14 protein-coding genes are annotated in these 15,344 nt (G+C 61.4%); 3 read left to right on the plus strand and 11 right to left on the minus strand.

The window, feature by feature from the left end; translation table 11 throughout:
* Positions 1–489 precede the first annotated feature (489 nt).
* On the plus strand, positions 490–1,278 hold the full coding sequence (locus tag QZ302_RS05000; RefSeq protein WP_294593180.1) for a DUF5106 domain-containing protein: 789 nt from the start codon (positions 490–492) through the stop codon (positions 1,276–1,278).
* A 31-nt stretch (positions 1,279–1,309) separates the two neighbouring features.
* Here QZ302_RS05000 and QZ302_RS05005 read toward each other — a convergent pair whose 3' ends face one another.
* Both QZ302_RS05005 and QZ302_RS05010 read right to left on the minus strand, forming a co-directional pair.
* Positions 1,310–2,041 (minus strand): tRNA threonylcarbamoyladenosine dehydratase, encoded by a 732-nt coding sequence (locus tag QZ302_RS05005; protein ID WP_294593182.1) that lies wholly within the window; start codon positions 2,039–2,041, stop codon positions 1,310–1,312.
* A complete protein-coding gene (locus QZ302_RS05010) occupies positions 2,038–2,712 on the minus strand; it encodes a TatD family hydrolase (protein ID WP_294593184.1) in 675 nt (224 codons plus the stop codon). Before QZ302_RS05010 ends, QZ302_RS05005 begins: the two co-directional genes overlap by 4 nt.
* A gap of 58 nt (positions 2,713–2,770) precedes the next feature.
* Here QZ302_RS05010 and QZ302_RS05015 point away from each other — a divergent pair, with 58 nt between their 5' ends.
* Positions 2,771–3,868 (plus strand): CapA family protein, encoded by a 1,098-nt coding sequence (locus QZ302_RS05015; RefSeq protein ID WP_294593186.1) that lies wholly within the window; start codon positions 2,771–2,773, stop codon positions 3,866–3,868.
* A complete protein-coding gene (hydE, locus tag QZ302_RS05020) occupies positions 3,865–4,896 on the plus strand; it encodes a [FeFe] hydrogenase H-cluster radical SAM maturase HydE (protein WP_294593188.1) in 1,032 nt (343 codons plus the stop codon). Before QZ302_RS05015 ends, hydE begins: the two co-directional genes overlap by 4 nt.
* Here hydE and QZ302_RS05025 read toward each other — a convergent pair.
* The 9 genes from QZ302_RS05025 to QZ302_RS05065 all read right to left on the minus strand — a co-directional run.
* Positions 4,857–6,413, minus strand: a complete 1,557-nt coding sequence (locus QZ302_RS05025) for a ComEC/Rec2 family competence protein (protein WP_294593192.1) — start codon at positions 6,411–6,413, stop codon at positions 4,857–4,859. The genes hydE and QZ302_RS05025 overlap by 40 nt on opposite strands.
* Before the next feature lie 48 nt (positions 6,414–6,461).
* On the minus strand, positions 6,462–8,021 hold the full coding sequence (locus QZ302_RS05030; protein ID WP_294593194.1) for a YifB family Mg chelatase-like AAA ATPase: 1,560 nt from the start codon (positions 8,019–8,021) through the stop codon (positions 6,462–6,464).
* A gap of 21 nt (positions 8,022–8,042) precedes the next feature.
* Positions 8,043–8,756, minus strand: coding sequence for a head GIN domain-containing protein (locus QZ302_RS05035; RefSeq protein WP_294593196.1), 714 nt, complete (start codon positions 8,754–8,756; stop codon positions 8,043–8,045).
* 118 nt (positions 8,757–8,874) lie between these two features.
* Entirely contained in the window at positions 8,875–9,975 is a 1,101-nt protein-coding gene (locus QZ302_RS05040; RefSeq protein WP_294593198.1) for an ATP-dependent 6-phosphofructokinase, read from the minus strand.
* Positions 9,976–10,064: 89 nt separating this feature from the next.
* Positions 10,065–11,555: a potassium/proton antiporter gene (locus QZ302_RS05045; RefSeq protein ID WP_294593200.1), complete on the minus strand. Its 1,491-nt coding sequence runs from the start codon at positions 11,553–11,555 to the stop codon at positions 10,065–10,067.
* A gap of 45 nt (positions 11,556–11,600) precedes the next feature.
* Positions 11,601–12,845: a BT_3928 family protein gene (locus QZ302_RS05050; protein ID WP_294593202.1), complete on the minus strand. Its 1,245-nt coding sequence runs from the start codon at positions 12,843–12,845 to the stop codon at positions 11,601–11,603.
* Positions 12,823–13,509, minus strand: coding sequence for a dTMP kinase (tmk, locus tag QZ302_RS05055; protein WP_294593204.1), 687 nt, complete (start codon positions 13,507–13,509; stop codon positions 12,823–12,825). The genes QZ302_RS05050 and tmk overlap by 23 nt, the downstream gene beginning before the upstream one ends.
* A 363-nt stretch (positions 13,510–13,872) precedes the next feature.
* Complete coding sequence (locus tag QZ302_RS05060; protein ID WP_294593206.1) at positions 13,873–15,093, minus strand: SufS family cysteine desulfurase; 1,221 nt, start codon at positions 15,091–15,093, stop codon at positions 13,873–13,875.
* A 55-nt stretch (positions 15,094–15,148) separates the two neighbouring features.
* A partial coding sequence (locus tag QZ302_RS05065; RefSeq protein WP_294593208.1) for a hypothetical protein occupies positions 15,149–15,344 on the minus strand: 196 nt, incomplete at its 5' end.

Consider the following 15,344-nt stretch of genomic DNA (forward strand, 5'->3'; position numbering starts at 1 on the left):
CCAATTTATACGGAAATTCAGGTGAAATGAGTCTGTTCCGATGGTTGTGGATGACCAATTGTAACCACCGTTGGCAACACCGAGCATGTCGCCTGTATCATTGCGGCGGTAGCCCGGGGTGCGCCTACAGGGCGTTTTACTGGCAGCCTTTACCCTAAATTGTCCCCGTAGGCACACCTCTCCCGTTTATTCCGAGAGGCAACGCAACTGAAGACCGGAGCCACGGTTACCAGAACGGCTGGGATGAATCGTTGTAGTCGTGAATCGCAGATAAGTGCAGTTGGATTCGCTGATTGCAGAAGCTACGCAGTAACCGTCACTGCCGAGGTAACTCGCTATGCCCGACCCTGCGCCGCGGAAGCCCGGGGCGGGGCGAAGATTCGCAAATTCGAGAAAGAGACAGACAGCGTAATACCCCCTGTCGAGAGATGGATTATTCGCTGAAATAGATTATATTTGGTCAGTAAAACGGAAATACATCCTTAGGAAATGAGAAAAATAGTTTGGGGTTTGACGGCCTTGTTTCTGGCGGCTTGCGGAGACCGGAACCCGAAGCCGAAACCGGAAGCAGCTTGGCAACGGGAAGCGAAATTCACCGCTTTTTTGCAACTCTCGACCGCCGTGCCGTTGGATTCCTCCCGAAAGGTGCTGGATACTCTGTTGGCGCATTATGCACCCGACAGTGCCGCGATGAAACAATTGGTGGGCATGTTGGGACGACCGTTGGCCGACCCCAATTCGCCCATTCGGAACGAAGAACTCTATATTCCGATCTTGGAAGCGGTTGTTGCTTCGCCGTTTTACGACTCGACCGAGAAAATCCAGCCCCGATTCCGCCTGGAGATGGCTCTGAAAAACCGGCTGGGGAGGCAGGCGAATGACTTCGAATACACGCTCGGCGACGGCTCGCGGGGGAGACTTTATGGCGTAGAGGCGCCGTACACGCTGCTCTATATCAACAATCCGGATTGCCATGCCTGTGAGGAGATGTTGGCGCAACTGGTCGGTTCGAAAGTTATTTCGGAGGCGCAGCGCGAGGGGAGGCTGAAGATCGTGGCGATCTATCCGGACGAAGACCTCGCGGCGTGGCGAAAACACCGGAAAGAGGTGCCGGCGGAGTGGATCAACGGGTATGATGCCGGGCTGGTGATGCGGCGTGAGGAGTTGTACGATTTGCGGGCGATTCCGTCGCTTTATTTGCTGGACGACCAGAAGCGGGTCTTGCTGAAAGATTGCACGGCGGTCGGCCAGATCGAGGCCTACCTGTCGCAGCAATAACGGACGCGCTATGCCGAGGGGCGTTGGGGCGCTACATCTCGCCGAGCAGTGTCCGGATAGCTACCGAAGCGCAGGCGCAGCCGAAAACCGCCGGCATGTAAGAGATGGTGCCGACGTTCGACTTTTTGTTCGCCTCCTCGCACAGAACGAGCGACCCTTCGCGCACCGCTTCCGGCGAGAAAACCACCGGAAAACCGGAGCGGATGCCCATTTTGTGCAGCCGTTTGCGCAGCATATGGGCCAGCGGACAGTGGTGCGACTTTCCGATATCTTTGATTTCCAGCAGGGTCGGGTCGGTTTTGGCACCGGCGCCCATTGAGCTCACGAGCGGCAGGCCGCGATCCAGACATCCTTTGATGAGATTCACTTTCGGCGCGAGGGTGTCGATGGCGTCTACGACGAAATCGTAGCGCGGTTCCCGATCCAATAGCGTGTCGGTCGCTTCGTCTTTTATATATTCCTGAATGACAGTCAATTCTAAATCCGGATGGATGTCCCGAAGGCGGGCGGCCAGTACGTCGGCTTTCGGACGTCCGACGGTCGAGTGGAGGGCCACCAACTGGCGGTTGATATTGCTGATACTCACCGTATCGGCATCGACGACGGTCATACGGCCTACGCCGCTGCGGGCGATCATCTCGGCGGCGTAGGCTCCCACGCCGCCTAAACCTACCACCAATACATGGGCTTGGCGCAGCCGGGCGGTTTTCTCAGGGCCGAGCAGCAACTCCGTGCGCTCCTGCCAGTCGTTTTGCGAGGTCATCCGAGGGAAATTTTGGGGAAAAGGAGGTGAAAATTGCGAACGAGCGACTCCTGTAACGCGGAGAGCTCCCATCCGAGCAGCTGGCTCGTTCGGGCGTACATCTCGCCGATAGTGGTCGTCGGGTCGTCGTCGGTCTCTAAAAAGAGTCGGTCGGGACACCGTTCTGCGATATACCGCAGTGCCTGTTGCGTTCTGGGCGACCGAAAGGTGCCGGGGCCGAACGAGAATCGAAGGTGGGGCACCCGACCGAGGCTCTGGGCGACGAGTTCGGGCGAGCCGATGAAGTTGTGCAGCACGGTCGCCTCCTGCGCGCGCACTTGCAGCCGCTTCAGAAGTGCGTCGGTGGCGTGTACGTTATGGATAATCAGCGGCTTTCGCAGCCGGTTCGAAACATCGATCTGGCGTTCGAACCACCTCTCCTGTAAGTCGTAAGGCCGGTATTCGGGACGGAAATCGAGGCCGGTCTCGCCGATGGCGAGCAGCCGAGGAGAAGGAGTTTCGAAACACCGTTCCCACTCGGGTTGCGCGCGCGAGGCGTCCCACGGATGGATGCCCGCCGAAAAATAGCCGGTCGCCGGAAGCTGCGGCACGGACGACTCGATCCGCACGTTTCGGATCGCGATGCCGTCGGGTTCGGCCCGGTGGGTGTGGATGTCGATATAGAGCGCCATGCGAGGGTGCGTCGGGGCGGGAAATTCGTTATCTTTATGCTGTTACAAAAATAGTGAAATGGTTTCGAAAAAGACGATACTCAGCTGGGTGATGGTCGTTTGCGCGGCCTGTCGCGCGCCGCAGCCGACGGAGACCGCGGGCAGGCACAGTGCGGTGTTCGATTCGCTGGTCGAGCGGAACGAGCTGACGCTGGTCTTCTCGGGTGATGTGATGCAGCATATGCCGCAGGTGCGGGCGGCTTTGCGGGAAGACGGATCGTATGATTATTCGGCTTGTTTCCGGTATATTCGACCGTTTTGGGAAGGGGCGGATTTTGCGGTGGTCAACCTCGAAACGACGCTTTCGGAACGGGGGCCTTACAGCGGCTATCCCCGTTTCGCTTCGCCCGCGGAGCTGGCGGCGGCGTTGCGCGAGGCGGGGGTCGATGTGGCGGTGCTGGCCAACAACCATTGCTGCGACCGCGGGGCGCGAGGGGTGAGGACGACGGTGCGGACGGTCGATTCGGTGGGGCTGCGGTATGCGGGGGTCTATATCGATTCGGCGGCGGCCGAGAGGCCGTTAATGCTGAAAAAGAGGGGATTCCGGGTGGCTTTGCTGAATTGTACCTACGGAACGAACGGGCTGCCGGTGCCGGAGGGCACGGTGGTGCACGGGATCGATACGGTGAGGCTGGCGCACGAGGTGGAGGCGGCGCGGCGCGATTCGGCGACGCATATCGTGCTGTTCGTCCACTGGGGCGAGGAGTATCAGCGACGGCCCAACGAGGCCCAGCGGCGGCTGGCGGCGTGGTGTCGGAGGAAGGGGGTGGACGCGGTGATCGGGTCGCATCCGCACGTGGCGCAGCCGGTGGACACGGCGGAGCGGGTGGTGTGGTCGCTGGGCAATTTCGTCTCGAACCAGCGGGGACGGTATCAGGACGGGGGGCTGAGTGTGCGGGTGACGCTGTCGTCGCGGGGGCGGAGGCCGAGGATCGAGAGCCTGCCGCACTGGGTCTGGCTCCGCAGCACGGAGGGGGGAAAGGCGGAGTATGTGGTGGTGCCGGCTTATGTCTCGGGGCGGGAGATCGGGATGGACAGCCTGACGAATCTGCGGTTCGTGGGGGCGTTGGAGGATAATCGGCTGGTGGCCGGAGCGGTGGAGGAGGCGGTGCTGTGAGGTCGCGCGAGGAGCTGATCGAGGTGTTGGGGGCGCCGCTGGGCGACCTGGCGACAGACGAGGCGTTGTTCGCCGAGGCGGCGGAGGTGCGCGACCGGACGGTGGGGGATCGGGTCTATGTGCGGGGGTTGATCGAGTTGTCGAACCGGTGTCGCAAAAATTGCTTCTATTGCGGTATCCGCAGCGGGAATGGGGAGGTCGAACGGTATGAACTGACGGACGAGGAGGTGCTGGAGGCGGCGTGCGGGGCATGGCGCGCGGGAATCGGCTCGGTGGTGATTCAGGCGGGCGAGCGGACGGACGAGGCGTTTGTCGGGCGGATCGAGCGGTTGGTGGGAGCGCTCAAACGGAGGTCGAAGGGGGCGTTGGGCATCACGCTCTCGCTGGGGGAACAGACGGCGGAGGTCTATCGGCGGTGGTACCGGGCGGGGGCGCATCGCTATCTGCTGCGGATCGAGGCGTCGTCGCCGGTGCTGTACGGACGGCTGCACCCGGCGGATCATCGCTACGAACGGCGGGTGGTTTGTCTGGAGGCGTTGCGCGAGGCGGGCTATCAGGTGGGAACGGGGGTCATGATCGGGCTGCCGTTCCAACGGGTGGAGGATTTGGCGGACGATCTGCTGTTTTTCCGGCGGATGGATATCGATATGTGCGGCATGGGGCCTTATATCGAGCATCCGCAGGCGCCGCTGGCTGCCGTGCGGTCGGATTTTACGCGCGAGGAGCGGTTGCAGCTGGCGTTGCGGATGATTGCGCTTCTGAGGCTGGAGATGCCGGATATCAACATCGCGGCGACGACGGCTCTCCATGCGCTGCATCCGCGGGGAAGGGAGCTGGGGGTGGCGGCTGGGGCGAATGTCCTGATGCCGAACGTGACGCCGGAGGTGGTGCGGGGAAGTTATCGGTTGTACGAGGGAAAACCGGCGGAGGATACGGATTTGAGCGGCTTTCGGGTGGTGCGGGATCGGGCGTGGGGCGACGCGCCGCATTATGCGTCGCGGCGCGCGGCTTCGAAGTCGGAGGAGTAGGGGAGCCGCTGTCCGTCGGAGCGGTTTAGCCATCGGATGAGCACGATCACGGGCAGGTAGAGGGCGATGCAGCTCCAGACGGAGATTTCGAGCTCTTCCCAAGCGATCCACGGTGCGGCGGCCCATTGCTCGACGAGGCGGTTCTGCCACCCGGCCACGGTGTGGAGGAAGACGGCGAGCCAGCTCCACCCGCTGGCGAGGTAGACTACGGAGCCGACGATGAGGGTCGGCACGGTGAACCAGACGATGGGATTCAACAGCAGGCCGCCGGGCTGAATCTGGCCGAAGTGGTAGAGGATCAGGGGGGAAACGCCCAACTGGGCGGTGAGGCCGACGAGGGTCAGCGACCAGAGCCAGCGGAGCGCCGGCCAACGGGGCATCCATCTCCGGGCGAGGGACGGGTAGAGGGTGACGATGGCGGCTGTGGCGGCGAACGAGAGCTGGAAACCGATGTGGTAGAGGAGGTAAGGGTTCCACAACAGGAGCACGAGCGCAGCGGCGCACAGGGTGTTGAGGCTGTTGGTCGATCGCGAGAGCATCAGGCCGATCTGAAGCAGCGAGAACATCACGACGGCACGCACGACGGAGGGCGACAGGCCGGTCAGCAGGGCATAGCCGCACAGGGCGGCGATCACGAGGAGTCCGGAGGCGACGCAGCCGTTTCGAAAAAGGCGTATCCAGCCGAATAATAGATTAAGAATCAGGAAAATAATCCCGACGTGAAGGCCGGAGACGGAGAGGAGGTGAGCAAGGCCGGTACGGGCGTAGCGGGCTCGGAGTTCCGGGTCGAGACCGGAGGTCTGGCCGAGGGTCAGGGCCTGAAGCAAGGCGGTGGTACCGCCGGTCGAATCGGTCGAACCGGTGTTCAGCCGCTCTCCCAGGCGTTGTCGGAACGATTCAATGCGACCGCGCCACGTGGGGGCATGGTCGAGCAGGGTGGTGCGGTAGGCGAAACAGCGGCCGACGAGGCTCCGGGTGCGGAGCATGTACCGATCGTAAGCGACGGTGTCGGAGGAGGCGTACAGGCGGCCGCGAAAACGGAGCAGGTCGCCGATCCGGGGCGGTTCGCCGGTGGGGTCTGAGGCGGAGATATAGATCCGGATTCGGGGATCGCCGAGCGGTATCCAGTCACCGGAGAGGCTGTCGGCGTAGCAAAACAGGGTGGCTTCGGAGCGGTACCACCGTCCGCGGTGTTCCGGCGAGCTCTCGATGCGGGCCATCCATTCGCCCCGGCTGCCGTGCAGGGCCTGAACCGGAGTGGGATCGGGCCGGTGCAGCAGAACGAGCACGATTCCGAGGCTGTAAAATCCGATCCACATCCCGATCCTGCGCCAGCTGCCTATCCGGGAAAAGAGGTTGTATTTCAGACCGATAACGATTGCCAACAGGAGGCCGAAGAGTCCTGCCGCGAGCCGAAAATCACCGGGGCGTTCGGGTAGGCTGCCGACGAGGATGCCGAGGAGCAGAACCAGAACGGGTTCGAGCAGCGGGGTGTCGGTGCGGGTAAAACGGGCCATGGAGGGTGGCGAAAACGGGAAATAGCGTGGAGGCGGAACAGAGAGCGGCTACCGCATGCAGTCGAGACTCCGGTACTGGATCGCTTCGGCGACGTGGTCGAGCCGGATCTCTTCGCTGCCGGCCAGGTCGGCGATGGTGCGCGAGACTTTCAGGATCCGGTCGTAGGCGCGGCCCGAGAGCCCCATGGTCGACATCGCTTCGCGCAGCAGGTCGATGCTCTCGTCGTCCAGCTGGCAGTATCGGTCGAGCTGTTCCGGAGTGAGCATGGCGTTGCAGTAGGTGTGCCGGTACCCGTCGCGTTGCAGCCGGGTGATCTGTCGCTCTCGAGCGGCGATGACGCGTTCCCGGATCGCAGCGCTGGTCTCGCCTTCGCGGCGGCGCTGGGTCATGCTCTCGATCGCCACGGGGACGACCTCGATCTGGATGTCGATCCGGTCGAGCAGGGGGCCGGAGATGCGATCCATATAACGCGCCTGTGCGCTCGGCGTGCAGGTGCACTCTTTGTCCGGATGCGTCCGGTAGCCGCATGGGCAGGGGTTCATCGCGGCGATCAGCATGAAGTTGGCGGGGTAATCCACCGTATATCTGGCTCTCGAAATCGAGATGCGTTTCTCGTCCAACGGTTGGCGCAGCACTTCCAGCGTCCGGCGGTGAAATTCTGGGAGTTCGTCGAGAAAGAGGATGCCGTTGTGGGCCAGCGAAATCTCGCCGGGCTGCGGCGGTACGCTGCCGCCGACCAGGGCGACTTCCGAGGCGATGTGGTGCGGGGCACGAAAAGGCCGGGCGGTGAGCAGCCCGCCCCGATAACCGCCCTCTTCGCTGGTGCCGAGTTTGCCGGCGACGGAGTGTATCTTGGTGGTTTCCAGAGCTTCGGCCAAGGTCATGGGCGGGGTGATGGTGGGCATACGTTTGGCGAGCATGCTCTTCCCGGAGCCCGGAGGGCCGATCATCAGGACGTTGTGTCCTCCGGCGGCGGCGATTTCCAAAGCGCGTTTGACGTCGTTCTGTCCTTTGACGTCGCGGAAGTCGAGGTCGAAATCGGCGAGTCGGTCGAAGTATTCGCGGCGGGTGTCGATCTCGGTGGGTTCGATGCCTTCGCCGTTTTCGATCAGCGCGGCGACGGAGGTGAGGTCGGTGGCGCCGTAGACGCGCAGGCCGTCGACCACCGCCGCTTCGGGAGCGTTCGCGGCGGGCAGGATGATCCCTTCGTAGCCCTCTTTCCGGGCCTGGATGGCGATGGGGAGGGCTCCTTTCACCGGCAGCAGGGTGCCGTCTAAGGAGAGTTCGCCGATGAGGATGTATTTTTCGAGCCGGTCGATGTGGCCGATCTGTTGCGAGGCGGCGAGGATGCCGACGGCGATCGGCAGGTCGTAATGCGAGCCGACTTTCCGCATGTCGGCCGGGGCCATATTGACCAGAATGTTGAAGCCGGGCATCCGGAAGCCGGTGTTGGCGAAGGCGGCGGTGATGCGCTGCTGGCTCTCTTTCACAGCGTTGTCGGGCAGGCCGACGACCAGAAAACGGATGCCGGGCGAGAGGTTCACTTCGACGGTGATGGTACGGGCGTCGATGCCTTCGACGGTGCTGCTGTAGGTCTTGACGAGCATAGGGGAGCGAGGAGGGCCGGATTACGGCTCGTTGATCGAGGTGACGTTGCCTAAGGTGGCTTTCCGGATGTTGAGGGTCATGGGTTCGCCGAGGAAGAAGATGTTGCCGCCGCTCACGGCCCGCGCGTCCAAGGCTTCGTTGACGCGGAGCTGGATTTCGCCTTTGCCCGAGGCGTCGGCGGCGGCTTCCATGGCCGAGAGTTCGAGGGCTTCGATCCGGCTGCCGAGCCGGGCCCGATAGGTGGCGTATTCGGCGATGCCGCCGAGCCGGACGATGTTGTCGCCGCTCACGTGGATGGTGACGTCGTTGCACTCGGTCTGGAGGGTCATCCGTCCGACGGAGCTTTCGGCTTCGAGGTAGAGGCTGCCGCACTGGATCGGTTCGCGGCCATAGACTTCGCCGCCGCTCATGACGATGCGGTTCAACTCTTTGTAGTAGAGCTTGATATCGGCGTAGGCGCGTTTGTTGAGGAGCCCTTTCCGGGCGTAGATATGGAGGGTGTTTTCCCGCACGCGCCAGGTCAGGGTCTTGGCTTCGAGATCCCAGGTCATGATCTGCATCTGGTTCTCGTCGGCGGGGATGAGTTCGATACGCACGGGCCCTTCGACGCGTAAAGCGTTGAAGGGCTCAATGGGTTCGGTCTCGACGAGCTGCTGCTGGGCCCGGGCGGCGCCTCCGGTGAGGAGCAGCAGGCCGGTGAGGAGACCGAATAAAAGATTGCGAGGCATCTTCATAACTTCAAATGTAGCTCTTTTTTCGCTTCCGGCCCAAAGAAAAAGGTGTCGTTTTCATCCGACGGATGAAAACGACACCTTTTTCTTTGCAGAATATACTGAGATTCAGCAGAAGAGCTTAGTCCCCGAAACTGATCCCGCAACCGCGTGCGGTTTCGACGATATCGCTGTCCGGCCGCACGTATTTGCACTGACCCACAGCCTCTTCGAACGGCACGGCGATGATGTCCGGATGGCGGTACGATACCATGTGTCCAAATTTCCCTTCGAGCACGTATTCGAATGCTTTGACCCCGAATTGGGTAGCGAGGACGCGGTCGTAAGCGATCGGCACCCCACCGCGCTGGATATGTCCCAGTACCGTCTCCCGAATATCCGGTTCGAACCCTGCGGCTTTCAGCTGACGGCTGAGCTCGTAAGCGATCCCGCCCAGTCTGACGTTTTCGTACCCGACTTCAGTCGCCTGCGCAGCGTGCACCGTCCCATCCTTCGGCACCGCCCCTTCGGCCACGACGATGATCGCGGAACCGCGGTTCTTGGAGTTGTACCGTTTGTTGAGCTTTTCGAGAACGATGTTGATGTCGTACGGGATTTCGGGAATCAGGCAGACGTCCGCGCCCCCTGCAATCGCCGCATGCAAGGCGATCCACCCGGTATTCCGTCCCATCACTTCCAGAATGAATGTCCGGTTGTGCGAAGCTGCCGTGGTCACCAGTTTGTCCACCGCATCAGTGGCAATCTGAACTGCGGTCTGGAAACCGAAGGTGAAGTCGGTAGCTGAGAGGTCGTTGTCGATAGTCTTCGGCACCCCGACGATATCGAGTCCCTGGTTCTGAAGCTGTTGCGAAATCCGCTGCGAGCCGTCCCCGCCGATCGAGATCACAGCGTCGACGCCCATATATTGCAACTTGCGGATCATCTCGTCCGAGCGGTCGACGTATTCCCACTGGCCGAGGTGTTTGTTATACACCGGCCAGGCGAAAGGGCCCCCTTTGTTGGTGGTTTCTATGATGGTACCGCCGCGGTAGTGGATCCCGGCCACAGCCGCTTCGTCGAGAATTTTGACTTCGGTGGGTTCCCACAGGATACCGTTGTAGGCCTGGATACTTCCCAGTACTTCCCAGTCCCCCTCCTGCGCTGCGCGTTTGACCACGCCGCGGATCACTGCATTCAAGCCGGGGCAGTCGCCGCCGCTCGTTGCAACTAAGACTCTTTTCATGTTTTATTCGAGTGTTTCTGTCTGTGTTTCGAAAAACAACTGCAAATGTAAACAATTTTTCGAATGTGCCAATCGTTGCGGGTCGGGAATCACGATTCCGGGGCGGGATTCCCGTTCGGGGCGCTCTCGGTGAAGAGGCGGTAGACGATTTCGGCTTCGGAGCGGTTCTGGCTGGCGACGATCAGGCGGTCGCCGGCTTCGAGCCGGGTGGAGCCGGTCACGATGATACGGGCGTCGCCCCGCCGCAGCTGGGTGATGCGCGATCCGTCCGGGAAGGGGGCTTCCGAAACGAGGTGTCCAACGTAAGCGTTCCCCGGTACGACCGGAATCTCGATCATGTTGGAGACGTCGGCGGCTTCCCATTCGGGGCGGGTGCCGATCATCTGTTCTTCGGGTTCGGAGACTTTCATCCACTTGGCGAACAGGGGCAGGGTGGTGCCTTGTATCAGAATGGAGATCAGGGAGATAAAGAAGACGATGTTGAAGATCATGCCGGCTTTGTCGATGCCGGCGATCAGGGGGTAGGTGGCGAATACGATGGGCACGGCGCCGCGCAGTCCGACCCACGAGATGAAGGTCTTGCTCCGCAAGGGCATCCGGAAGAAGAGCAGCGAGAGAAAGACGCTCACGGGACGGGCGACGAGGATCATGAAGAGGGAGACGAGGACGCCGATGCCGATTACGGGGACGATCTGGCTGGGGTAGACGAGCAGCCCGAGGGTCAGGAAGAGGATGATCTGCATGAGCCAGGCGAAGCCGTCGAAGAAGTTGAGCATGGTGCCCCGATGAGGGATCCGGTGGTTGCCGAGCCACAGGGCCGAGAGGTAGACGGCCAGGAAGCCGTTGCCGCCGATCAGGTCGGTGGCGGCATAGGTGAAGTACATCAGGGCGATGACCATCACGGGATAGAGTCCCATGTAGCCGAGTTTCACGCGGCGCACGACCCAGACCATGGCTATCCCGAAGAGAATGCCTGCTCCGCCGCCGACGGCGATCTGGATGACGAAACGCAGAATGGCTCCGCCGACCGATGCGGCGGGGTCGATCACGAGGCCGAGGCAAGCGATCGTGAGCAGGTAGGCCATGGGGTCGTTACTACCGCTCTCGAACTCCAGAATAGGGCGCAGGTTATCTTTGAGTTTCAGGTTCTTGGAGCGCAGGATGGAGAAGACGGCGGCGGCGTCGGTCGAGGAGACGATGGAGCCGAGGAGCAGCCCTTCGAAGAGGGTGAAGCCGGGCACGACCCAATGGACGAAGAGGCCGGTCGAGATGGCGGTGAGCAGCACGCCTGCGGTGGAGAGGGTCACGCCCTGCCACATGACGGGCCGGACGCTGCGCCACTCGGTGTCGAGCCCGCCGGAGAAGAGGATGAAGTTGAGGGCGATGACGCCGATGAACTGGGCGATCGGCGGGCTGTCGAAATTGATGCCGCCGATGCCGTCTGTTCCGGCGAGCATGCCGACGGCCAAAAAGAGCACCAGGGCGGGAATACCGAACCGATAGGCGCGCTGGCCGGCCAGGATGCTGACGAACAGAAGGATGGAGCCGATGAGGATGCTGTTTCCGGTGGTAATGTTCATGGGCGGAATCGGGTAATGAGGCTAAGTTACGAAAAATCGGCCGGATCAGGCCCGGTTATGTGTACGGAGGCGGAAGCCGAGACTGATGAGCAGCACGATAGCGACGAAGAGGAGGATGGAGAGTCGTTCGTCGCCCGTTCGGTCAGCGGTGAGCGTTTCGGAAAGCGGGTCGGAGCCGTCGTTTTTCCATTGCGGGAGGCGGTTCATGGCCCATTTGCCGATGATGGTGCCGTCGTGCAGGAGCAGGGCGCCGCCGGTGCGGTGCTGGATCAGGGTGCGCAGGAGGGTGTGGTCGCTGCCGAAGCATTCGATGCCGCTACGGCTCAGTGTTTCCGGAAGCGGAAAGGCGCTGAGCGCCACGCTCCGGCCGTTGTACTGTCCGATGTAGTCGGCGAGGGCGATCATGGCGGAGTCGCAGGCGGGGTCGTAGGCGTTGACGGCGAAGAGCAGGGTGTAGCCGCGCCGGCCGAGGATCTCTTCGGAGCGGTCGAGGCGGTCGTCGAACATGGGCAGGCTCTGGATCTCCGGTGCGCGGCTCTGTCCGATGGTCCGGGTGTCGACGTATTCCCACCGCGAGGAGTCGTACCAGGTGGTGTCGGCGATTTCGAATTCGCGCAGCTCGCCGTTCGTCTTGTCGCGGTAGACGAGGAGGGTGCGGGCGTCGTTCTCCTGTACGCTCATGGCGCTGGGGATATGGACGCCGATGCGGAACGGGGTGGGGTCGATCAGGGGTAAACTACTGTACGACCAGAGGCTGAGCGTGAGACTCAACGGGATGAGAATCAGATAACTCACCACGGTGCGCACGATAGACAGCTTAGGCAATTGTACCGCGTTCCGGTTCAGGAAGAGCACGAAAGATAAGGGCCAGAAGAGGAGGTTTTTCCAGAAGGTGGCCCAGTTGGAGAGCCGCAGCAGGTCGCCGAAGCAGCCGCAGTCGCTCACGGGGTCGGTCAGGGCGATCCACAGGGTGAGCGGGGTGAAGAAGCTCATGGCGAGAAAGACGCCCCATGCGGCGATCCGAGGGGTGGTGCGGGTCAGCAGCAACAGGCCGATCAGCAGCTCGACGGAGGGGAGCAAAATCGCTCCGACGGGTGCGAGTGGCTGCCATCCGCCGAGTCCGAAGGCGGAGAGGTATTCGCCGAGTTTGACGGAGAGTCCGAAGGTGTCGATGGCTTTCGAGGCGCCGGAAAAGATAAACAGTGCGGCCAGCGAATACCGGGCGGTGGCGGTCAGCCAGGCGGGAATCGGACGGATCAGGAGGCGTTTAACGGTGTCGGGCAATCTCATGGTCGATTTTTTGGAAGATGAGGTCGGGGTTCAGCATGCCGCCGGTCGTGGGGTCGGCGCAGTCGATGATGCGAAAGGCGGGGTCGTCTGCGGCGCAGTCGAGGTAGACTTCCCGCACGCGCTGTTGCAGGTCGAGCGAGGATTCGTGGATGTCCTGTTTGCCGTTGAGGTAGTTGCGGTCGTCGCCTTGGCGCTGTTCGGCGAGTTTCCGGGCGGTGAAGGCGAAGGGGACGTCGAGGAAGAGCGAAAGGTCGGGCTTCGGGATACCGTTGTGGCGGTATTCGAGGTCTAAAATCCATTGTTTCAATGCGCTGCGGGCTTCTGAATCTTTAGGGAGCTTGGCGCACTGGTAGGCGATGTTGGAGTAGACGTAGCGGTCGACAATCACTACTTTGCTGTCGTCGAGCCAGTTGCGGATGATAGAGGCTGCCTCCTGCCGGTCGCCGGCGTAGAGCAGGGCGACGAGATAGGGGTCGACCTGATCCAAAGCGCCGAGCTCGCCGCGCAGAAAACGGGCGATGAGCTCGCCGTACAGGGGGGCGTCGAACCGCGGAAAGTGGAGGTATTCGACGTGCTGGCGGTAGCGTTCTTCGAACAAACGGCGCATGAGTTTCACCTGGGTGGATTTGCCTGCGCCGTCGAGGCCTTCGATAACGATGAACATGGTAGGATGTCGGTTAATTCGTACGTTTATTTGCAGATCATTTCTTTGTGCCGGCTGGAACCGTACCTTTCTTGAAAGAAAGGTACCCAAAGAACTTTTGCAGAGGTCGTCCCGGTGGGACGACCACGGGTTCTCTCTGCCTTGTTTCGTTGGGCTGAGATTTTCCCGGTGGGCGCGCTAATAATAAGGCTAATACCCAAGCGCGCCACACCGGAAAATCCAGCCCAACCAATCGGGCAGACACGGCCAGAGCATCCCGAAGGGATGCGCTCTGAAGTTTTTTTGGTTCTTTTTGTTCACAAAAAGAACAGTATCCTCAACCACAATGAATAATATACAATAAAACGTACGATTAATAAATAGCTAGCGGAGCATGGCGACGGCCCGCTCTACCGCCGCCGCCGCCGAGTCGATCTCGTCCGCGGTGTTGTAGAGACCGACAGAGAGCCGACACATCGCAGTGATGCCGTAGTGGGCCATGACAGGTTCCGCGCAGTGGGTGCCGGAGCGCATGGCGACGCCGAGTTTGTCGATAATCATGGCGATATCGGCCGGGTGTGTCCCCTCGACGGTGAACGAGACGATAGGACTCTTGCCCGGAGTCGTCCCGTAGATGCGCAGGCCGTCGATGGCGTTCAAACGTTCGGTCGCTCGGGTCAGCAGGTCGATCTCATGGGCATGGATGCGTTCGAAACCGAGGTCGGCGAGGTAGTCGATGGCGGTACCGAGCCCGATGGCGCCGATGTAGTTCATGGTGCCGGCCTCGAATTTCAGCGGGAGCTCGGCGAAGGTGGTGCCGGTGGGCAGGGTGACGGTGCCGACCATGTCGCCTCCGCCCATGTACGGCGGGAGCTCTTCGAGCCACCGCTCTTTGCCGTACAGGACGCCGATCCCGGTCGGCCCGTAGAGTTTGTGTCCCGAAAAGGCGTAAAAGTCGCAGTTCAAGGCCTGCACGTCGGTCATCTGGTGCACGATGCCCTGACAGCCGTCCACGAGTACGGGAATTCTCTCGGCATGAGCGGTCGCAATGATATGCGGCAGGTCGGGCACGGTGCCGAGCACGTTCGAAGCCTGGGTTACGGCGACGATCCGTGTCCGTTCGTCGAGCAGCGCAGGCAGCAGGTCTGTCCGCAAAGCTCCCGCATCGTCGAAAGGCAGGACGCGCACTTCGGCGCCTTTCCGCATGGCGGCGAGCTGCCACGGAACGAGGTTCGAGTGGTGCTCCATCTCGGTGACGACGATGTTGTCGCCGGCGTGGATATACTTCTCGCCGAAGGTGGAGGCGACGAGGTTGATGGACTGGGTGGCGCCGCTGGTGAAGACGATTTCGCGGGGCGAACGGGCGTTCAACAGCTGACGAACGCGATCGCGGGACTGCTCGTACCGCAGGGTGGTCTCTTCGGCCATATAGTGGATGCCGCGATGGATGTTGGCGTTCAGGGTGCGGTGCAGCTCATCCACGGTGCGGATCACGATTTCGGGCTTCTGGGCGGTGGCGGCGGTGTCGAGGTAGACCAAGGGCCGGCCGTTCACTCGGGCCGAAAGTATGGGAAAATCCGAACGGATTTCTGTCAAACTTTTCATCAGTGTCTCTATAACGTTCGTTTATTTGCACCTTATCGGGAGGGTACTGTTCTTTTTAACTTCGCTGCGCTCGTTTTCCTCCTCGCCGCTCGGCAATTTGCAAACTATGTTTGCATTGCTCTTGCTGGCAGCGTCGGTTGTGAACAAAAAGAACCAGAAAAACTTTAGACGGATGCTGACGCATCCTCCAGCTGCCGGCGGCCCAAATCTCAGACTCTTCTTTGGGCCGGGAGTTGTAGCGCGCTAATGCG

The organism is uncultured Rikenella sp., from assembly GCF_910579375.1.
Lineage (GTDB): Bacteria > Bacteroidota > Bacteroidia > Bacteroidales > Rikenellaceae > Rikenella.

Excerpts from the sequence above, each read along its gene's own strand:
- QZ302_RS05000 (WP_294593180.1), top strand. The coding sequence starts at position 490 with ATGAGAAAAATAGTTTGGGGTTTGACGGCCTTGTTTCTGGCGGCTTGC.
- QZ302_RS05005 (WP_294593182.1), bottom strand. The coding sequence starts at position 2,041 with ATGACCTCGCAAAACGACTGGCAGGAGCGCACGGAGTTGCTGCTCGGC.
- QZ302_RS05010 (WP_294593184.1), bottom strand. The coding sequence starts at position 2,712 with ATGGCGCTCTATATCGACATCCACACCCACCGGGCCGAACCCGACGGC.
- QZ302_RS05015 (WP_294593186.1), top strand. The coding sequence starts at position 2,771 with ATGGTTTCGAAAAAGACGATACTCAGCTGGGTGATGGTCGTTTGCGCG.
- QZ302_RS05025 (WP_294593192.1), bottom strand. The coding sequence starts at position 6,413 with ATGGCCCGTTTTACCCGCACCGACACCCCGCTGCTCGAACCCGTTCTG.
- QZ302_RS05030 (WP_294593194.1), bottom strand. The coding sequence starts at position 8,021 with ATGCTCGTCAAGACCTACAGCAGCACCGTCGAAGGCATCGACGCCCGT.
- QZ302_RS05035 (WP_294593196.1), bottom strand. The coding sequence starts at position 8,756 with ATGAAGATGCCTCGCAATCTTTTATTCGGTCTCCTCACCGGCCTGCTG.
- QZ302_RS05040 (WP_294593198.1), bottom strand. The coding sequence starts at position 9,975 with ATGAAAAGAGTCTTAGTTGCAACGAGCGGCGGCGACTGCCCCGGCTTG.
- QZ302_RS05045 (WP_294593200.1), bottom strand. The coding sequence starts at position 11,555 with ATGAACATTACCACCGGAAACAGCATCCTCATCGGCTCCATCCTTCTG.
- QZ302_RS05050 (WP_294593202.1), bottom strand. The coding sequence starts at position 12,845 with ATGAGATTGCCCGACACCGTTAAACGCCTCCTGATCCGTCCGATTCCC.
- tmk (WP_294593204.1), bottom strand. The coding sequence starts at position 13,509 with ATGTTCATCGTTATCGAAGGCCTCGACGGCGCAGGCAAATCCACCCAG.
- QZ302_RS05060 (WP_294593206.1), bottom strand. The coding sequence starts at position 15,093 with ATGAAAAGTTTGACAGAAATCCGTTCGGATTTTCCCATACTTTCGGCC.